The sequence below is a fragment of the Thermodesulfovibrio sp. TK110 genome, assembly GCF_054658355.1.
The window spans coordinates 1573272-1588835 of sequence record NZ_BAAHNB010000001.1; the positions used below are offsets into that span (position 1 = coordinate 1573272).

Sequence of the window (15564 nt, forward strand, 5' to 3'; positions counted from 1 at the left end):
GTAGAGATGAAAAAGATAATGATTGCTTTTTTAATATTACTTATTTTTGGTTGTGGAGGGAAAAAGCAGGTCAAACCACAATCCTATGAATACTCATATACCAAAGAAGCATTTAAAGTTGTAGATGAAATAAGGCAGGCTTACCAGAATAAAGATAATGCAGGAATAAGAAAAAACTGCTCAGATTCAGCTTATAGAGAGATAATTGCGTCAATAAAACCCTTTGATAAAGCAGAGCTTGAATTTACTCCAGTTCTTGCTGAGATGGAAAAGGATGGATACAGACTTTATGTTTCATGGAATGGAAAATGGAGTTATTTAGGCAAGGAAACAGAAGAAAGAGGGCTTGCAATTTTTTTGATGAAAGGCAATCCTCCAAGGGTTGAAAAAATCCTGAGAGGAAATCCTTTCAGATATCCTGATTAACCAAATCTACCGGTGATATATTCTTCTGTGAGTTTGTTTGATGGAACAGTAAATATTTTGTCAGTTTTATCATACTCAATAAGTTCACCAAGCATCATAAATCCTGTCCAGTCAGATATTCTTGCTGCCTGCTGCATATTATGAGTCACAATTATAATTGTTACTTTATCCTTTAGAGAGACAATTAATTCTTCAATCTTTCCTGTTGATATGGGATCAAGAGCACTTGTAGGCTCGTCAAATAAAATAATTTCAGGCTCCACTGCCAGCGCTCTTGCAATGCAGAGGCGTTGCTGTTGTCCTCCGCTCAGCCCAAAGGCATTTGTATTCAGTTTGTCCTTTACTTCATCCCATAGTGCTGCATCTTTTAAAGCTTTTTCAACCCTTTGTTTTAATTCTGTCTTATTTTTTATTCCTTTAAGTTTTAATCCATAGGCAATGTTGTCAAATATTGTCATTGGAAAAGGAGTGGGTTTCTGAAATACCATGCCGATTTTGCTTCTCAGTTCAATAACGTCTGTATCTTTTGAAAGTATATTCTGCCCCTGAAAAATTATTTCTCCTTCATATCTATTTCCAGCATAAAGATCATGCATTCTATTAAAACATCTCAGTAGAGTGGTTTTTCCACATCCACTGGGACCAATAAGTGCTGTAACCTTGTTCTTATACACCGTCATATTTATATTTTTAAGAATATGAATGCCTCCAGTATAGTAAAAATTAAGATTTCTCACCTCAATTTCAGGATTCAATATTTATACCTCCTTTTTATAAGAATCCTTCCAAGTATTGTTGCAAAAAGTATAAATACAGTTATCATTAAAGAAGCACCCCATGCCTGTGTATGCCAGTCTTCATATGGTCCCATAGCATACTGGAATATGGTTACAGTAAGGGATGCTATTGGTTCATTCATGTTAATGGAGAAAAAGGCATTGTTAAAAGAAGTAAACAAAAGTGGTGCTGCTTCTCCTGTAACTCTTGCAATTGCAAGAATAATTCCAGTTAAAATTCCAGTTGCTGCACCACGGTATACGACCTGAATAATTACTTTATAGTATGGTGCTCCCAAAGCAAACGCTGCTTCTCTTAGTGTCCATGGAATAAGAGAAAGCATATTCTCAGTTGTTCTTAAAACTGTAGGAATCATAATAATGCCAAGAGATACAGCTCCTGCCCATCCGCTAAAATGTCCAAGAGGCTTAACAATAACTGCATAAACAAATGCACCAACAATTATTGCAGGTACACTCACCATAATGTCTGCAAGAGTGCTTATTAATTTTGAAATTTTATATTTTCTTCCATACTCAGCAAGAAATGTTCCTCCAAGAACGCCAACAGGAACACCGATTAATGTAGCACATATGGTAATCATAAAATGTCCAACAAAGGCATTTCTTAAGCCTCCACCTTCTACGCCCGGTGGTGCAGGATCATTTAAAAAAAGGGCAGGATTTATTGCAGAAATACCATGCCTTAAGACGTCAATAATTATAAAAAATAACCAGAAAATACCCCATAAAGCAGTAAGAAAACATGCAAAAAGTGCTAAACTGCTCATTATTTTTCTTCTTTTTCTATTCATCTTTTTTCAGCTTTTACAACTAAAAATTTTGCCATTGCAAGAATTGCAAAGCTCATAATAAATAAAAGAAAAGCAAGGTAATAAAGAGAGCTCAGATAAATATCTTTATCAGCTTCTGTAAATTCATTGGCAAGCTTTACTGTCACAGTAGCAGCAGCTTCAAAAAGTGATTTTGGGATCTGGTTTAAATTTCCAAGAACAAAGGCAACTGCCATTGTCTCTCCCAGAGCTCTTCCCAAAGAAAGCCCAACTCCACCAAGAACTCCTAATTTTGAATATGGCATTACAACATCTTTTACAACTTCCCACTTTGTAGCTCCCATGGCATAAGCAGACTCTTTAAGCACAGCAGGAGTAAGGTTAAAGGAGTCCCTTGCAATTGATGCTGTAAAGGGAATAATCATGATACTTAAGATGATGCTTGCAGTAAAAAGATCAACACCAAGTGGGGTTCCTTCAAAAAGCTTACCAATTAAAGGAAGTTTACCGATTGTGGATTGAAAAAATGGCTCAATATGCTGACTCATTATTGGTGCAAGGGTAAACAATCCCCACATTCCGTAAATTATACTGGGGATTGCAGCTAAAAGTTCTATGCTTGTGCCAATAATACCTTTTAAAAAAGAAGGTGCGATTTCAGTAATGAATATTGCTATTCCAATGGCTATTGGTGTGGCAAGTAGCAGTGCTAAAAAAGCTGTAATAAGAGTACCAGTTAAAGCAGGCAATGCACCAAAAACTTCTTGAACAGGATCCCATTCTGTTGAAAAAATAAATCCTTCAAATCCAAATTTATTCATTGCTGGAAGAGATTCTTTAAAAAGCACTAAAAAAATACCTGCTGTAATGATAATAACACTGAAGGCTGTTAATGCTGTAAGCATTAAAAAAACAAAATCTGTTAACTTAACTTTCTTTCTGGACATAATCAAAATATTATACACAATGTTATGTTACAGGAATGTTAAAATGTTCTGGATTTAATGATATAAGAATAAAATGAAGCTGCTCTTGTTGGCGTTCTCCTGTAATTTCTGAAATCAACCCTGTAAAGTCCGAATCTTGCATCAAGACCGTGCAGCCACTCATAGTTGTCAATTAATGACCAGTAAAAGTATCCTTTTACATCAATTCCCTCTTTTATAGCACTTTCAAGAACATCAACATGGGCTTTGATGAATTTTATTTTTCGGTTATCATCCTTGGTAGCAATCCCATTTTCTGTAATAATAAGAGGAACTTTGAGTCTGGATGCATATCTCAATACCTTTTTCAGTCCCTTTGGATATATTTCCCATCCCATGTCTGTAAGCCCTCCTCCATCAATGTCTTTATGCCTGAACTCAACAAAAAGTTTTCTAAAGGGATTAAATCTCATGTGAACTCTTGTGTAGTAGTTAATTCCAAAGAAATCAAGTTTTCCTTGAATGGGCACATCCGCCTCAATGGTTTTTCTAAATGGGATGGAAAGCCTGATTTTACCATCCATAAAGCCTTCAATAATTGAATGATTATAAAATCTTTTTGCCATTTTAGCAAGAATTCTATCAAGGGGATTCCAGTTAAGCCATGGTGCAAAAACTGCCATATTGTGAGCTATGCTTACCATGGCATTTTTATTTATTAAATGAATCATGTCATAGAGTTGTCCGTGACAGATGAGTATATTTTTTAAAGCCTTTATGGCAAGATTAAGATCTTTCTGTCCAGGAGGAATGCATCCTTCAATATAGCCACCCAGTATCAGTAAATAGGGTTCATTGAAAGTAATCCAGTAATCCACTCCCTTTATATTTTCTATAAGTTTTTCCACATACTCTTTAAATTTTTCAATTGATTTACGGGTATGCCATGGATACTTTGTGATAAACCATACAGGATGGGTAAAGTGATGAATTGTAACCATTGGTGTTATATTGTTTTCCCTTAAAAGGTCAATTATTTTCTGGTAATGTTTTACCACATCTTTGTTCCAGTAGTTCTCTGAAGGCTGAATTCTGCTCCATTCAATGGAAAATCTGTAGGCATTGACACCAAGATTTTTGATAAGCCTTATGTCTTCTCTGTAAAGCTCATAGTGATTGGTAACCTTTGGATTGAGGTTAAAAATGCTGTCCCATGTTGACCAGTCTGCATAGGGAGAGCCTTCAAGCTGAAAAGCTGAAGTGGCAACTCCCCAAAGAAAGTTATTTTTTGTAATTCTTTGGGATGGTGATATAAACTGTTGTTCCTTTTCCATATTCGCTTTCTATTGATATTTCTCCTTTTAGCAGGCTTAGTAATTGCCTTGTTATATATAAACCAAGCCCGGTGCTGTCACATTTTTTTTCATAGGAGTTTTCTAATTTACAAAAGGGATGAAAAAGTCTGTTAAGATCTGTATCCTTTATCCCATTGCCTGTGTCTTCCACTTTTATGGTTACATAGTCTGCATTATCATAGAGGCTAAAAGTAATTGAGCCTTCTTTTGTAAATTTTGCAGCATTTGATGCAATGTTAAGTAGTATCTGTTTTATTTTCAATGGATCTGAAACTATGTAAAAACTTTCCCGAGGATAATTAATTTTTACCTCCACGGGTTTTATACCTACCATTATCCTTGTTAAATCAACCATTTCAAATAGAGTTTCCACAATATTAAACTCTTCAGGATAAATTTCCAAATCCCCATGATTGATCTTACTGATTTCTATGGTATTGTTAATCAGTGTTTTAAGATACAATGCCGAAGACATGATTAAAGATAGATACTTTTTCAGTTTCTCTTCATCTGCCTCCTGCATGCTCAACTCAATAAGTTTTGTAAGATTAATAATATTGTTTAAAGGTGTTTTCAATTCATGAGAAAACATTGCAAGGTAGGAAGAAATTTCTCTATTAGTCATTCCTTCTTTCCTTAAAAATGACAGAGCACTTGTTAATCTTTGCTCTTCTCTTTGTTTCTGCCTTTATTTCTGCTGCAACAGAGGCAAGTTGAGCATAAGATTTAATATAGCGAGTTTCAGTACTTACAATCGCGCAAGAAATAGAAAGAAGAGGGAAAACCTCTTCCTCTCCTTTTCTGTTCTTTGAAATATAATATCCCTTAACGAAGTCCACTCCATGAAGTTCAGGAAGGTAGGATTCAAAGTTTTCAACTATTGATTCCGCTATGGAAATTGAATCCTCTGGCAGACACAGCACAATAAAATCATCTCCACCAATATGTCCAGCGAAAGTTTCTCTGTAATTTATCAGAGTCTCTGAAATAATTTTACCAAGAATAATTATTACTCTATCACCACTGCTGAAGCCGTAATGATCATTGTAAGGCTTAAAATTATTAATATCTATGTAAATGGTATCAAAACTTTTTCCATTTGAAATTCTTCTTTCTGCTTCTCTCTGTATTGCCCAGTTGCCGGGTAAACCTGTAAGTGGATTTGCCTCCTTAGCAAGTATTATAGTTTTTTGAGTTATGGCATTTAAGAGAATACTCACTGGAAGAGTTCCAAAATATCTGTCATTTTTGATGACTATGATATCATCATAAAGATTCTCCATTGGTCTTGATTGAATGAGCATTGAAGCTTCTTCAATTGTAAGATTATAATCAACAAGTAAAGAAACCCTTTCCATTACCTCACATACACATTTTCTCGCATTTAAGTGGATTCCGTATCCAAATCTACCAAGAACAGTCTTTTCTAAAAATTTTGTTCTATTTAGCTGCCCAACTACCATCTCACCTGCATCAATTACTGGAATCAGACTGAGTTTTTCATCTTTCATGAACATGAAAAAGGCATCTGTAACTGAAGCCTTCATTGTTAATGGAGAGACTCTTTCAGCTATGTCGCCAACAAGGAGGTCAATAGTGATTATTTCATTTTTTACAATTTTATTAGTTACCATTGTTTCTTATGCTTGAAGCAGGCATTCCAAGATAATAACCCTGCAAGAGATCAACTTCAAGTTGTAATGCCTCTAATAACTCTGCCTGATTTTCTATTCCTTCAGCAACCACCATTATATCCTTTTGATGACATACAGCAACAGTGAATGCGACAAAGGATTTACAGACAGAGTTTTCCCTCAGACAGGATATAAAGTGTCTGTCTATTTTTACTATGTCTGGTTCTAAAAGGCTTAAAAGCTTGGGACCACCAAAGCCTGCACCGAAATCATCAATTGCTATCTTATAGCCTCGGCTTTTATAATAATTCACAGCTTTAATAAAAATTTCATAATTTTCAATTGCTGTTTGTTCAGTTATTTCAAGTACAATTCTTTCTTTGGGAAAATTAAACTCCTCTGCAAATTTATCTGTAAGTCCTGCCTGATGATTGGGATGTATGAGGGTCTCTGGACATATATTTATAAAGAGATAATCATTAAGCCCTTGTTTACATGCTTCCCTTAGAGCATTTCTTCTGCATAACATATCAAGAAGATGTATAGAGCCATTTTCTTTAGCTTTTTCAAATAGATTGTTCACATTAATTTTTTTAAATTTATGCCTTGTAAGAGCTTCATATCCGAAAATTTTACCTGTTTTCGCTACAAAAATAGGCTGGAAATGGATTGTTAAATAAGAATAAAGGTTTAAGCTTGTCACTGGTTCAGTTTGTATTTGAAGCATCCTGTCCTCCTCACAAAAGTTTATATATTTAGATTATTACAAAAAATTGTTACAGTATTTTTAAAGCAGTGTTAAAAATAGGTTAATTTTCAGTAAAAATTTAACAGAAATTTAATTTTGATTTAATAATCCTGTAACCTTTCAACAGGTATCATAGAAATAACAAAGTATGCTTTTATGTGATTTTCATATCCATACTAAATACTCTGATGGTTCAATGGAAATGAAAAAAGTAATTGATCTTTTTGGACAGGCAGGTTTTGATGTAATTGCCATAACAGACCATGTGGTAAATGGAGACAGCATGATTGGAAAACTTGCACATAGATTCAGGTTTACGGTGACAGAAAAGAACTTTAATGAATATATTGAAAATGTAAAATATGAAGCAGAGAGGGCATGGAATAAGTACGGAATGCTCGTTATCCCTGGAGTTGAGATAAGCAAAAATTACCTTTCTTCTGATAAATCAGCCCATATCCTGATAATTGACATAAAAGATTATATCCCAGCCTGTGAGACCTATGAAACTATATTTCTTGAAGCAAAAAGGCAGAATGCTCTGGTGGTAGCCTGTCATCCTCATCACATGAAGGGAGAGATAAGAAATACTCTTTATTTATGGAATAACAGACAAAAATACGGAAAGTATATTGACGCATGGGAGATTGCCAACAGAGATGATGTTTTCAATGTGGTAAGCCTTAAAAAGTATCCTTACATAGCAAATAGCGATTTTCACAAGCCAAGACATCTTTATTCCTGGAAAACTCTTCTTAATTGTGAAAAGGATTCAGAAGCTGTTAAAAGATGCATAAAAAATAACAGAGGTGTGGCAATAACACTTTTCAGGGGGTAAAAATGATTTTATGGCTTTTAATATTTTTAGTTTTTGTAAGTTTAACAGTATATCTCTTACAGGTTATAGCATTAAAAAGAAAAATGAGAGAGGACTACAATGAAAAACATCTTCCTCCAATCTCAATTATTAAGCCCCTTAAAGGGCTTGATGATAATCTCTTTGACAATCTTGAAAGCTTTTGCAAACAGGACTATCCTCATTATGAAGTAATTTTATCCATTGAAGACAGAAATGATCCTGCTTTCAGAGTTGCTGAAAAAATAAGAAATAAGTATCCCTCATTGGTAAAGATAATCATTGATAACTCTTCAAAGGCTTTAAATCCAAAGGTGAAAAATATGATAGCTGCTTATAGAGAGTCAAATTATGAGTATTTTTTAATCAGTGACAGCAATGTTTTTGTGGATAGTGATTATCTGAGAAAAACTGTATCTGCCATGGATGAAAATACAGGTCTGGTTACAAATCTTATAGTGGGAGTAAGAGGTAAAAGCATTGGGGCAAAACTTGAGAACCTTCAGCTTAACTCATTTATTCTGCTTAGTGTTTGCTTTCTTGACAAATTTTTAAGAATGCCCTGTAGTATAGGGAAATCAATGCTTATGAGAAAAAGAGATTTTGAGGAGATTGGAGGGTTCAATGCTGTGGGTAATGTACTTGCAGAGGACTACATGCTTGGAAAACTCATGCATGAAAGAAAGAAAAGGGTGGTTATTTCAAACTATACAATCAAGAATGTAAATGAATACTGGTCAGTGAGAAGATTTCTAAATAGACATACAAGATGGGCAAAAATCAGATGGAAGATTGCTGGCTGGAAGTATTTTATAGAGCCAATTAATAATCCTTTATTCCTGGCATCCTTTGCTCCATTGTTAAATGGATTTACGAGGCTTTCAATGATTTTGTTTTTAATTGCCTGCATTTATAAAGTTGTCCTTGATATTTATGTAGCAAGACTTGTAAGATTCAAAATTGGATTTTCCTGCTTGCTAATTCCAATTAAAGATCTCATGCTTGGAGTTTTATGGTTTGTTCCATTTTTTTCAGGCAAAGTAATGTGGAGAGGCAGTGTTTATGCTATTGGGAAGGATACAGTACTTTTTGAACAAAACAGAAAATGGAGCATAAAGAGTATATATTTTAAATTCAGGGAAGCGTTGAGTTCATAGGAGCTAAAATGAAAATTGCCATATTGGGAGATATTCACGGAAATATTGAGGCATTAAAGGTGGCTTATGAAATTGCTATGGAAAGCGGTCCAGACAAAATTTTTCATCTTGGAGACCTTGGTGGATATGCACCCTTTGTAAATGAGGTTGTTGATTTTCTTATGGAGCATAATATCCCCGGAGTTCAGGGTAATTATGATGAGGCAGTCGCCAGTGATAGAGAACACTGTGGCTGTAAATATGAAGATGACTTTCAGGCTAAAATGGCTCATATTTCCTTTGAATGGACAAAAAGTCATACAAATCAAAAAGCAAAGGAATACATGAAAAATCTTCCATTCCAAATTGATCTATTAGCTGAAGGAAAAAAGGTGAGCATCTTTCATGCAACGCCAACGAAAAACAATCTTTACTGGTATGAGGAAAGACCTGACAAATTTTTCCTACTCATGTCAGAGAAAGCAAAGGCAGATGTAATGATTTATGGACACACCCACATACCTTATTTCAAGAAAATAAATGAAAAATACTTTATCAATGCTGGAAGTGTTGGCAAACCAAAGGATGAAGATCCAAGAACCTGTGTTTGTCTCATTGAGATTGGTCAGGACTCTGTTAGAGCTGAATTTATAAGGAAAAAGTATGACATTAAAAAAGTAGTTGATGCAATTATTGAAAGGGGACTTCCCCCTTACTTTGCTCAAAAACTAATACAAGCAAAATAGGGAGGCAAAAATGAAAAGAAGAGATTTTTTAAAAGCCTCAATGGCAGGCTTGTTAGCCATCATGACCTCATCAAATGAAGTTTTTGCAAAAATGGGTTCAAAGGAAAATACGAAAGCAAAGGGTATTATTTTTATAGTTGGTGATGGTTGGCCTCTTGGAGTAATGAAAGCAATGAGTGAATTTATGGAGAAAAAGTTTAAAGAAAAAAGCAATCTTGCTTTACTGCTTAAAAAGAAAGAAACAAGAATGGCTTTAATGAACACAAGCTCTCTTTCTTCTGTAGTTACTGATTCAGCTCCTGCTTCTGTTGCCTGGGCAACAGGCTCAAAAACAGTAAATAGAACTTTATCTGTGCTGCCCGATGGAAGAAAGCTTACCACTATATTTGAGCTTGCAAAAGAGAAGGGTATTTCCTGCGGATTTGTAACAACCACAAGGGTTACTCATGCAACTCCTGCTGCCTGGTATAGCCATAATAAAAACAGGGATGCAGAGGAAGAGATTGCTATAGAGTTGCTCAATTCTGGAGTTGATGTTGCAATGGGCGGAGGTGACAGATATTTTAGTTCTAAACAGAGAAAGGATGGTGAAGACCTTTACTCAAAATTTAAGGTAAAGGGATATACAGTAATAAGAACAAGGGAGGAGCTCCTCAATGCTCCAGTGGAAAAACCTATTTTAGGTATCTTTAGTCCATCCCATATCAGCTACTTTGTTGACAGATTAAATGACGAAGAACTTGGTAGAAAACAACCAAGCCTTCCAGAGATGACAGCTTTTGCTCTTCAAAAATTAAGCAGAAACCCTAAGGGCTTTATTCTTCAGATAGAGGCTGGAAGGATTGATCATGCATGCCATTCCAATGATGCCTATTCTGCCATTATGGACTGCTATGAACTTGACAAAACAATTGGTGTAGTTATGGATTTTGTTTCAAAAAATCCAAATGTTCTAGTAATTTTAACTTCAGACCATGGAAATTCAGGCTTTGGAATAAATGGAACAGGTCCTGAATACAATGACGCTACAGAAGCTCTTATGAACTATAAAAACAGAGCATCCTTTGAATATATGATTAAGAAAATGAAAAAGCAGGACATGAAAACTATAAAAGAAATTTTTGAACACTATACTCAGCAGAGTATATCTGAAGAGGAAGTTCAGGAAATATACAGACATCTCAATGAAAAAAGAAAGGTTGTTGTAAATGATATCTGGTATGAACCGGATGCTACAATGGGAAGAATTCTCAGAGCAAGCATTTACAATTATGAAGAGGAAAATGTAAAGCCTCCATGTATATTAAGAAGGGGAAACGTGGGTTTTACCTCAACAAATCATACTGCCGAAGACCAGCTCCTAATAGTTTACGGAAAAAAATTCTCAGGATACGAATTAAAAAGTTTTGTGGATAACACTGAATTATTTCATTTAATGACCAGTTATATAGGATTTAAATATAGTAATCCTAAGATGACAAAAAATGAAGCCATACAATATGTTAGAGCTTTAACTAAGGAGGAATGGGAAAAACACTTAAACTTACACATTTCATAGAAATTTTTTGGAGGTAAAAATGAACAGAGGAAAAATTTTAATAATTGATGATAGGGAAGAGGATTTAAGAATCACAAAAGATCTTCTTGAAAAGGTGGGCTACAATGTCATTGAAAACTTGGGATGGCTTGGTTCTACCAACAAGATTAAAAACTTCAAGCCTGATATAGTTCTTCTTGATATTAATATGCCAGCTTTATCAGGAGAAAACCTGTATGAATTACTGGAAAAAAATTTAAAGATAGAGGGAATTCCGGTACTGTTTTACTCTTCCATGGAAGAGAGCTTTTTAAGAAGATTAGCATTACAAAAAAGGGTAGATTATATACCAAAGGGAGATGTTTTTAAGCTTTATAAAAAGATTTCCTTTTATATTAAAAAGTCCCATTAACCCCCTCCCACTCCTTTACTCAAAAATACCCCGGGTTTTAAAGCTCGAGGTTATTTTTTTGAATTTTCTTAAAGTTAACTGTTAAACTTAAATTATGCTTTTAAAAAATATACCTGCAATAGCAGTGGTATTAACTGACAGAGATGTCCTATCTCTTGATGAGAATTCTTTGAAGGATGCTGACCTTATTGAATTAAGGGTTGATATGTTTGACAATCTCAGAGAAGTTGAAAATATTTTTTTTATTGCAAAAAGAAAATTCAATCTTCCCTTAATCTGCACAATAAGATCTCCAAAAGAAGGAGGTAAAAGAGAAATTCCGCATAGATTGAGCATTTATGTTAAACTAATCCCTTTTTGCGATTTTCTTGATATAGAGATTTTTTCTGATAAAGCAGGTGCCGTAAGGGAACTCAGTTTAAAAAATAACATAAAATTTATAGGTTCCTATCATAGATTTGATATGACACCTTCCTCAGATGAACTGGAAAAGGTCTTTGAGAAAGGGCTTAATCTTGGTGCAGATGTAATTAAGATTGCTACAATGGTTAATGACAGAGAAGACATAGAAAGACTTGCTCTTTTCTTATTGAATCACAGAAAAAGTAATATTATTGTAATAGGAATGGGTGAAAGGGGAAAATTAACAAGAATAATTTTTCCTGCCCTTGGGTCTATCATTACCTATGCCAGTTTAAACACTTCATCAGCACCAGGACAGATTTCTCTGCAAGAGTTGGTAGATATTTTTAGAAAACTTGGCTTAAGGAATTAAAAAAGCCCGAAAGCCTCATCAGGCTTAATCGGGCTTAATTTGTTATTTTATGTATGTCTTCCAGTAAGCTCTTATTTTATCTTTAACAGATTTTGGAAGAGGCACATAGTCAAGCTTTTTAGCAGTTGCATCTCCGTTTATAAAAGCCCAGTCAAAAAATTTTATTACAGATTTGTTTACATCATTCTTTTCTCTTGCAAGAAGAATATAAGTAGCTCCTGTAATAGGCCATGATTTTTTACCAGGTGCATTTGTCATCCATGCATAAAAGTGCTGTTTAGGGTCAAGTTGAGCAGTTGCTGCTGCATCAGCAAAGCTTTCAAAATCAGCTGATACAATCTGTCCTGCTGGGTTTTTAAGCTTTACTGTGCTTAGATTATTTTGTTTTGCATAGGCAAACTCTACATATCCGATTGAATAAGGAGTTCTTTTTACATAGTTAGCCACTCCTTCATTACCTTTACCACCAAGTCCTGTTTTCCAGCTTACAGATGTTCCATAACCAACAGAGTCTGCCCATTTTTTGCATGCTCCACTAAGGTAGTGTGTAAATATGGCAGTTGTTCCAGAACCATCAGAGCGATGAACCACAGTGATCGGTTTTGCTGGAAGATTTAGATTTGGATTAAGTGCTTTGATTTTTGGATCATCCCATTGTTTAATCTCACCAAGAAATATCTCACAGATGGTAGTTCCATCAAGAACCAAGGTATTTGAGGGAATTCCAGGAATGTTAATAACAGGCACAACACCACCTATCACAGCAGGAAATTGAAGAAGCTTAGATTTTTCAAGCTCTTCAGGTTTAAGTGCCATATCAGAGGCACCAAAATCCACTGTTCTTTCTGTAATCTGTCTGATTCCTCCACCAGAGCCAATTGATTGATAGTTAATTTTAATTCCTGTTGCTTTGTGATAGTCTGCAGCCCAGCTTGAATACAACGGATAAGGAAAAGTAGCTCCAGCTCCATTAAGCATCTCAGCAGAATGTGCGAGCGTGAAACTAAAAAGCAAAACAATGAAGCAAACTAAGGATAAATACCGCATAAAAACCTCCTTTTTAAGATTTTCAGGGACAAAGTCCCATGCTTTATTTAAATAATATCACAGGCTTTGTTAAAACAAAGTTACAGCAATATTAAATTTTTGTTAAAGACTACCATTTATGGAACAAAAATTGTTAAAATGCTTTAAGTTATACAGACAAGGAGGCAGTATGGGAATTTTAGAAAATGAATTAAGAAAATTGAAAGAAAAAATACTTATACTTGGTTGCCTTGTTGAGGAAGGAATTAGAAAATCTGTTAAAGCTTTAATTGATAGAGACATTGACCTTGCAAAACAGGTTATATCAAGGGATAATTTAATTAACGGGCTTGAAGTTGAAATAAATGAAGAATGTATAAAACTCATTGCTTTAAGACAACCTATGGCAAAGGATTTAAGATTTATCACCACAGCAATGAAAATAAGCACAGACCTTGAACGAATGGGAGATTTTGCGGTTAACATAGCTGAAAGAGCAATTGAACTTGCACAGGAACCTTTTTTAAAGCCCTTTGTAAATATCCCAAAAATGGCTGAGATTACGGAAAGTATGGTAGAGGATTCAATAAATGCGTTTGTTAAGGAAGATGTAGATTTGTGCTATGATGTAATAAAAAGAGATGATAAAGTTGATGAGCTTTTACAGAATAATCATAATGAACTTTTCGGACTTATGATTAAAAATCCTGACATAATTCCTCTTGCCCTTAAAAGAATGTTTATTGCCAAATACCTTGAAAGAATAGCAGACCATGCCACAAACATAGCTGAAATGGTTATTTATATGGTTGAAGGTAAAATGATAAGAGGTAGTTTCGTTACAGAAGAAATACACAAACTCTGTTTAGAAGACTTTATGTCAAGGCAGAAATAGATTTATCTCGTATGTACCAATGCTTACTTTTTCAGCAAGCCCTTCTTTCCATAGAGTTTCTGTTATTTTAAGCTTTTCTTCTTTTGGAACAAGAATAATCAGTTTGTTTCCCTTTAAAACTATGCCCTTCAATTTAGCTATTCTATCAGGGTTTATATCCCTTTCTGTGACTATGTCAATGTATCCAATAACCATTCCATAGCTCATAATTTTTAAATCAGGTGGAGGTTCTTCTACAGGGGCTAAATCCTGCCCAGTCCTGCTCATCTTTTGTTTAAGTTGCTGAATTAAAAGCTCTTTTAGATATTTTTCCGTGCTCATTTTTTCTTTCTCAATTTAGTAATATCTATAACTTTTCCTTTATCTTCCATATTGCTCTGCTCCGAAGACTCTTTTATTTGTTCTTCTTTGTTGATTTTTCTTACCACAGGCACTGAAAGCTGAACCCTTAAGTCAGGAGAAAAAACTACTGCAATAGCATTTACAGGTATGTAGCATTTTTCAGGTTTACTACCAAAAACAAGCGTTGCAGTAATTACATCATTTTCCCAGCTGAACTTCATCCTGCTGTTAAAAACCAGAACAAGACCTCTTTCCTTTTCCTCTGGAAGAAATCCTCTTTTACCTATTACAACGCTCTCATCGTAGTCAACAATAATGAAAACTCTGCCAGCCAGTTCAAGCAATTCAAAAAAGGTTTGTTTTTTCAGCTCATTAAGCTTTTTTATTAATTCATCTGTAAACTCAATCATTTTCTACTCCTGTAAAGGAACAAACCAATTCCAGCTAATATCATAATACTGCATAAAACTTGTCCCATTGTGAATATGCCGAGAATGTAGCCAATCTGAGGGTCTGGCTCACGGAAAAACTCAACAAAAAAGCGAAAGACTCCGTAAAGAATTAAAAAAAGGGATGAGATAATTCCAGAGCGGCTGAATTTATCTTTTAAAAACCATAAAATCAAAAATAATGCAACTCCTTCAAGTGCAGCTTCATAAAGCTGACTTGGATGTCTGGGAAGAGGTCCTCCTTCAGGGAAGATCATAGCCCAGGGGACATCAGTTATTCTTCCAAAAAGCTCTCCATTAATGAAGTTGCCGATTCTTCCAAGGCCAAGTCCAATTGGTGCAGTAAGAACAAGCATATCTGTAAGAGTGAAAAACTCAAATTTTTTTACCCTTGTAAAAAGCCATGCAGAGATTATAACTCCAATGAGTCCACCATGAAAGGACATTCCACCCTGCCATATGGCAAAAACCTCAAGAGGATGCTTTATGTAATAGGGCAGATTATAAAATATTACATATCCAAGCCGGGCACCTAAGAGAAGCCCTAAAATAAGGTAAAAATAAAGATTCTCGAGAAAGTCCTTTTCAACCCTGAAGCCTCTTCGCTTAATCTCTCTTTTTACAATGAGATAGGAGCATATAAATCCGATAAGATACATCAGTCCATACCATCTGATTGAAAGAGGACCTATTTTTACAATCTCAGGACTTATATTGGGATAGGGAATCAT

General features: G+C 34.9%; 19 protein-coding genes. 8 read left to right on the forward strand and 11 right to left on the reverse strand.

All coding sequences use genetic code 11. The features are described 5' to 3' along the window. Positions 1–6: 6 nt before the first annotated feature. Positions 7–426: a hypothetical protein gene (locus ACYQ3X_RS08335; protein WP_460181348.1), complete on the forward strand. Its 420-nt coding sequence runs from the start codon at positions 7–9 to the stop codon at positions 424–426. Here ACYQ3X_RS08335 and pstB read toward each other — a convergent pair. From pstB to ACYQ3X_RS08370, 7 genes are read right to left on the reverse strand one after another with little or no spacing between them, the layout of a single operon-like run. After that, positions 423–1181: a phosphate ABC transporter ATP-binding protein PstB gene (pstB, locus tag ACYQ3X_RS08340; RefSeq protein ID WP_460181349.1), complete on the reverse strand. Its 759-nt coding sequence runs from the start codon at positions 1179–1181 to the stop codon at positions 423–425. The two genes, ACYQ3X_RS08335 and pstB, sit on opposite strands and share 4 nt — an antisense overlap. Further along, entirely contained in the window at positions 1178–2017 is an 840-nt protein-coding gene (pstA, locus tag ACYQ3X_RS08345) for a phosphate ABC transporter permease PstA (RefSeq protein WP_460181350.1), read from the reverse strand. Before pstA ends, pstB begins: the two co-directional genes overlap by 4 nt. Then, positions 2014–2943, reverse strand: coding sequence for a phosphate ABC transporter permease subunit PstC (pstC, locus tag ACYQ3X_RS08350; protein WP_460181351.1), 930 nt, complete (start codon positions 2941–2943; stop codon positions 2014–2016). Before pstC ends, pstA begins: the two co-directional genes overlap by 4 nt. A 38-nt stretch (positions 2944–2981) precedes the next feature. Then, complete coding sequence (locus tag ACYQ3X_RS08355) at positions 2982–4256, reverse strand: glycoside hydrolase family 1 protein (protein WP_460181352.1); 1275 nt, start codon at positions 4254–4256, stop codon at positions 2982–2984. Then, a complete protein-coding gene (locus ACYQ3X_RS08360; RefSeq protein WP_460181353.1) occupies positions 4204–4902 on the reverse strand; it encodes a sensor histidine kinase in 699 nt (232 codons plus the stop codon). Before ACYQ3X_RS08360 ends, ACYQ3X_RS08355 begins: the two co-directional genes overlap by 53 nt. Continuing rightward, positions 4895–5911 (reverse strand): GGDEF domain-containing protein, encoded by a 1017-nt coding sequence (locus ACYQ3X_RS08365; RefSeq protein WP_460181354.1) that lies wholly within the window; start codon positions 5909–5911, stop codon positions 4895–4897. The genes ACYQ3X_RS08360 and ACYQ3X_RS08365 overlap by 8 nt, the downstream gene beginning before the upstream one ends. Further along, the gene (locus tag ACYQ3X_RS08370) at positions 5901–6638 is read right to left on the reverse strand and encodes an EAL domain-containing protein (protein WP_460181355.1); all 738 of its coding nucleotides are present in this window, start codon (positions 6636–6638) and stop codon (positions 5901–5903) included. The genes ACYQ3X_RS08365 and ACYQ3X_RS08370 overlap by 11 nt, the downstream gene beginning before the upstream one ends. A gap of 169 nt (positions 6639–6807) precedes the next feature. On the opposite strand from ACYQ3X_RS08370, the gene ACYQ3X_RS08375 reads away from it, so the two are divergent. The 6 genes from ACYQ3X_RS08375 to aroD all read left to right on the forward strand — a co-directional run bounded on the left by ACYQ3X_RS08375 (position 6808) and on the right by aroD (position 12121). Continuing rightward, a complete protein-coding gene (locus ACYQ3X_RS08375) occupies positions 6808–7497 on the forward strand; it encodes a PHP domain-containing protein (protein WP_460181356.1) in 690 nt (229 codons plus the stop codon). 2 nt (positions 7498–7499) lie between these two features. Next, the gene (locus tag ACYQ3X_RS08380) at positions 7500–8672 is read left to right on the forward strand and encodes a ceramide glucosyltransferase (RefSeq protein WP_460181357.1); all 1173 of its coding nucleotides are present in this window, start codon (positions 7500–7502) and stop codon (positions 8670–8672) included. A gap of 8 nt (positions 8673–8680) precedes the next feature. After that, positions 8681–9397 (forward strand): metallophosphoesterase family protein, encoded by a 717-nt coding sequence (locus tag ACYQ3X_RS08385; protein WP_460181358.1) that lies wholly within the window; start codon positions 8681–8683, stop codon positions 9395–9397. A gap of 10 nt (positions 9398–9407) precedes the next feature. Beyond that, positions 9408–10955, forward strand: a complete 1548-nt coding sequence (locus ACYQ3X_RS08390; RefSeq protein ID WP_460181359.1) for an alkaline phosphatase — start codon at positions 9408–9410, stop codon at positions 10953–10955. Between the two features lie 19 nt (positions 10956–10974). Then, the gene (locus tag ACYQ3X_RS08395; protein ID WP_460181360.1) at positions 10975–11346 is read left to right on the forward strand and encodes a response regulator; all 372 of its coding nucleotides are present in this window, start codon (positions 10975–10977) and stop codon (positions 11344–11346) included. Between the two features lie 94 nt (positions 11347–11440). Further along, positions 11441–12121 (forward strand): type I 3-dehydroquinate dehydratase, encoded by a 681-nt coding sequence (aroD, locus tag ACYQ3X_RS08400; RefSeq protein WP_460181361.1) that lies wholly within the window; start codon positions 11441–11443, stop codon positions 12119–12121. A gap of 42 nt (positions 12122–12163) precedes the next feature. On the opposite strand, the gene pstS is transcribed toward aroD, so the two are convergent. Next, positions 12164–13168 carry a phosphate ABC transporter substrate-binding protein PstS gene (pstS, locus tag ACYQ3X_RS08405; RefSeq protein WP_460181362.1) on the reverse strand — a complete coding sequence of 335 codons (1005 nt, stop codon included), beginning with the start codon at positions 13166–13168 and terminating at the stop codon, positions 12164–12166. A gap of 169 nt (positions 13169–13337) precedes the next feature. Here pstS and phoU point away from each other — a divergent pair, with 169 nt between their 5' ends. Beyond that, the gene (gene phoU / locus ACYQ3X_RS08410) at positions 13338–14042 is read left to right on the forward strand and encodes a phosphate signaling complex protein PhoU (RefSeq protein ID WP_460181363.1); all 705 of its coding nucleotides are present in this window, start codon (positions 13338–13340) and stop codon (positions 14040–14042) included. On the opposite strand, the gene ACYQ3X_RS08415 is transcribed toward phoU, so the two are convergent. From ACYQ3X_RS08415 to lgt, 3 genes are read right to left on the reverse strand one after another with little or no spacing between them, the layout of a single operon-like run. After that, positions 14028–14363: a hypothetical protein gene (locus ACYQ3X_RS08415; protein WP_460181364.1), complete on the reverse strand. Its 336-nt coding sequence runs from the start codon at positions 14361–14363 to the stop codon at positions 14028–14030. The two genes, phoU and ACYQ3X_RS08415, sit on opposite strands and share 15 nt — an antisense overlap. Beyond that, positions 14360–14794: a hypothetical protein gene (locus tag ACYQ3X_RS08420; RefSeq protein WP_460181365.1), complete on the reverse strand. Its 435-nt coding sequence runs from the start codon at positions 14792–14794 to the stop codon at positions 14360–14362. Before ACYQ3X_RS08420 ends, ACYQ3X_RS08415 begins: the two co-directional genes overlap by 4 nt. After that, complete coding sequence (lgt, locus tag ACYQ3X_RS08425) at positions 14791–15564, reverse strand: prolipoprotein diacylglyceryl transferase (protein WP_460181366.1); 774 nt, start codon at positions 15562–15564, stop codon at positions 14791–14793. The genes ACYQ3X_RS08420 and lgt overlap by 4 nt, the downstream gene beginning before the upstream one ends.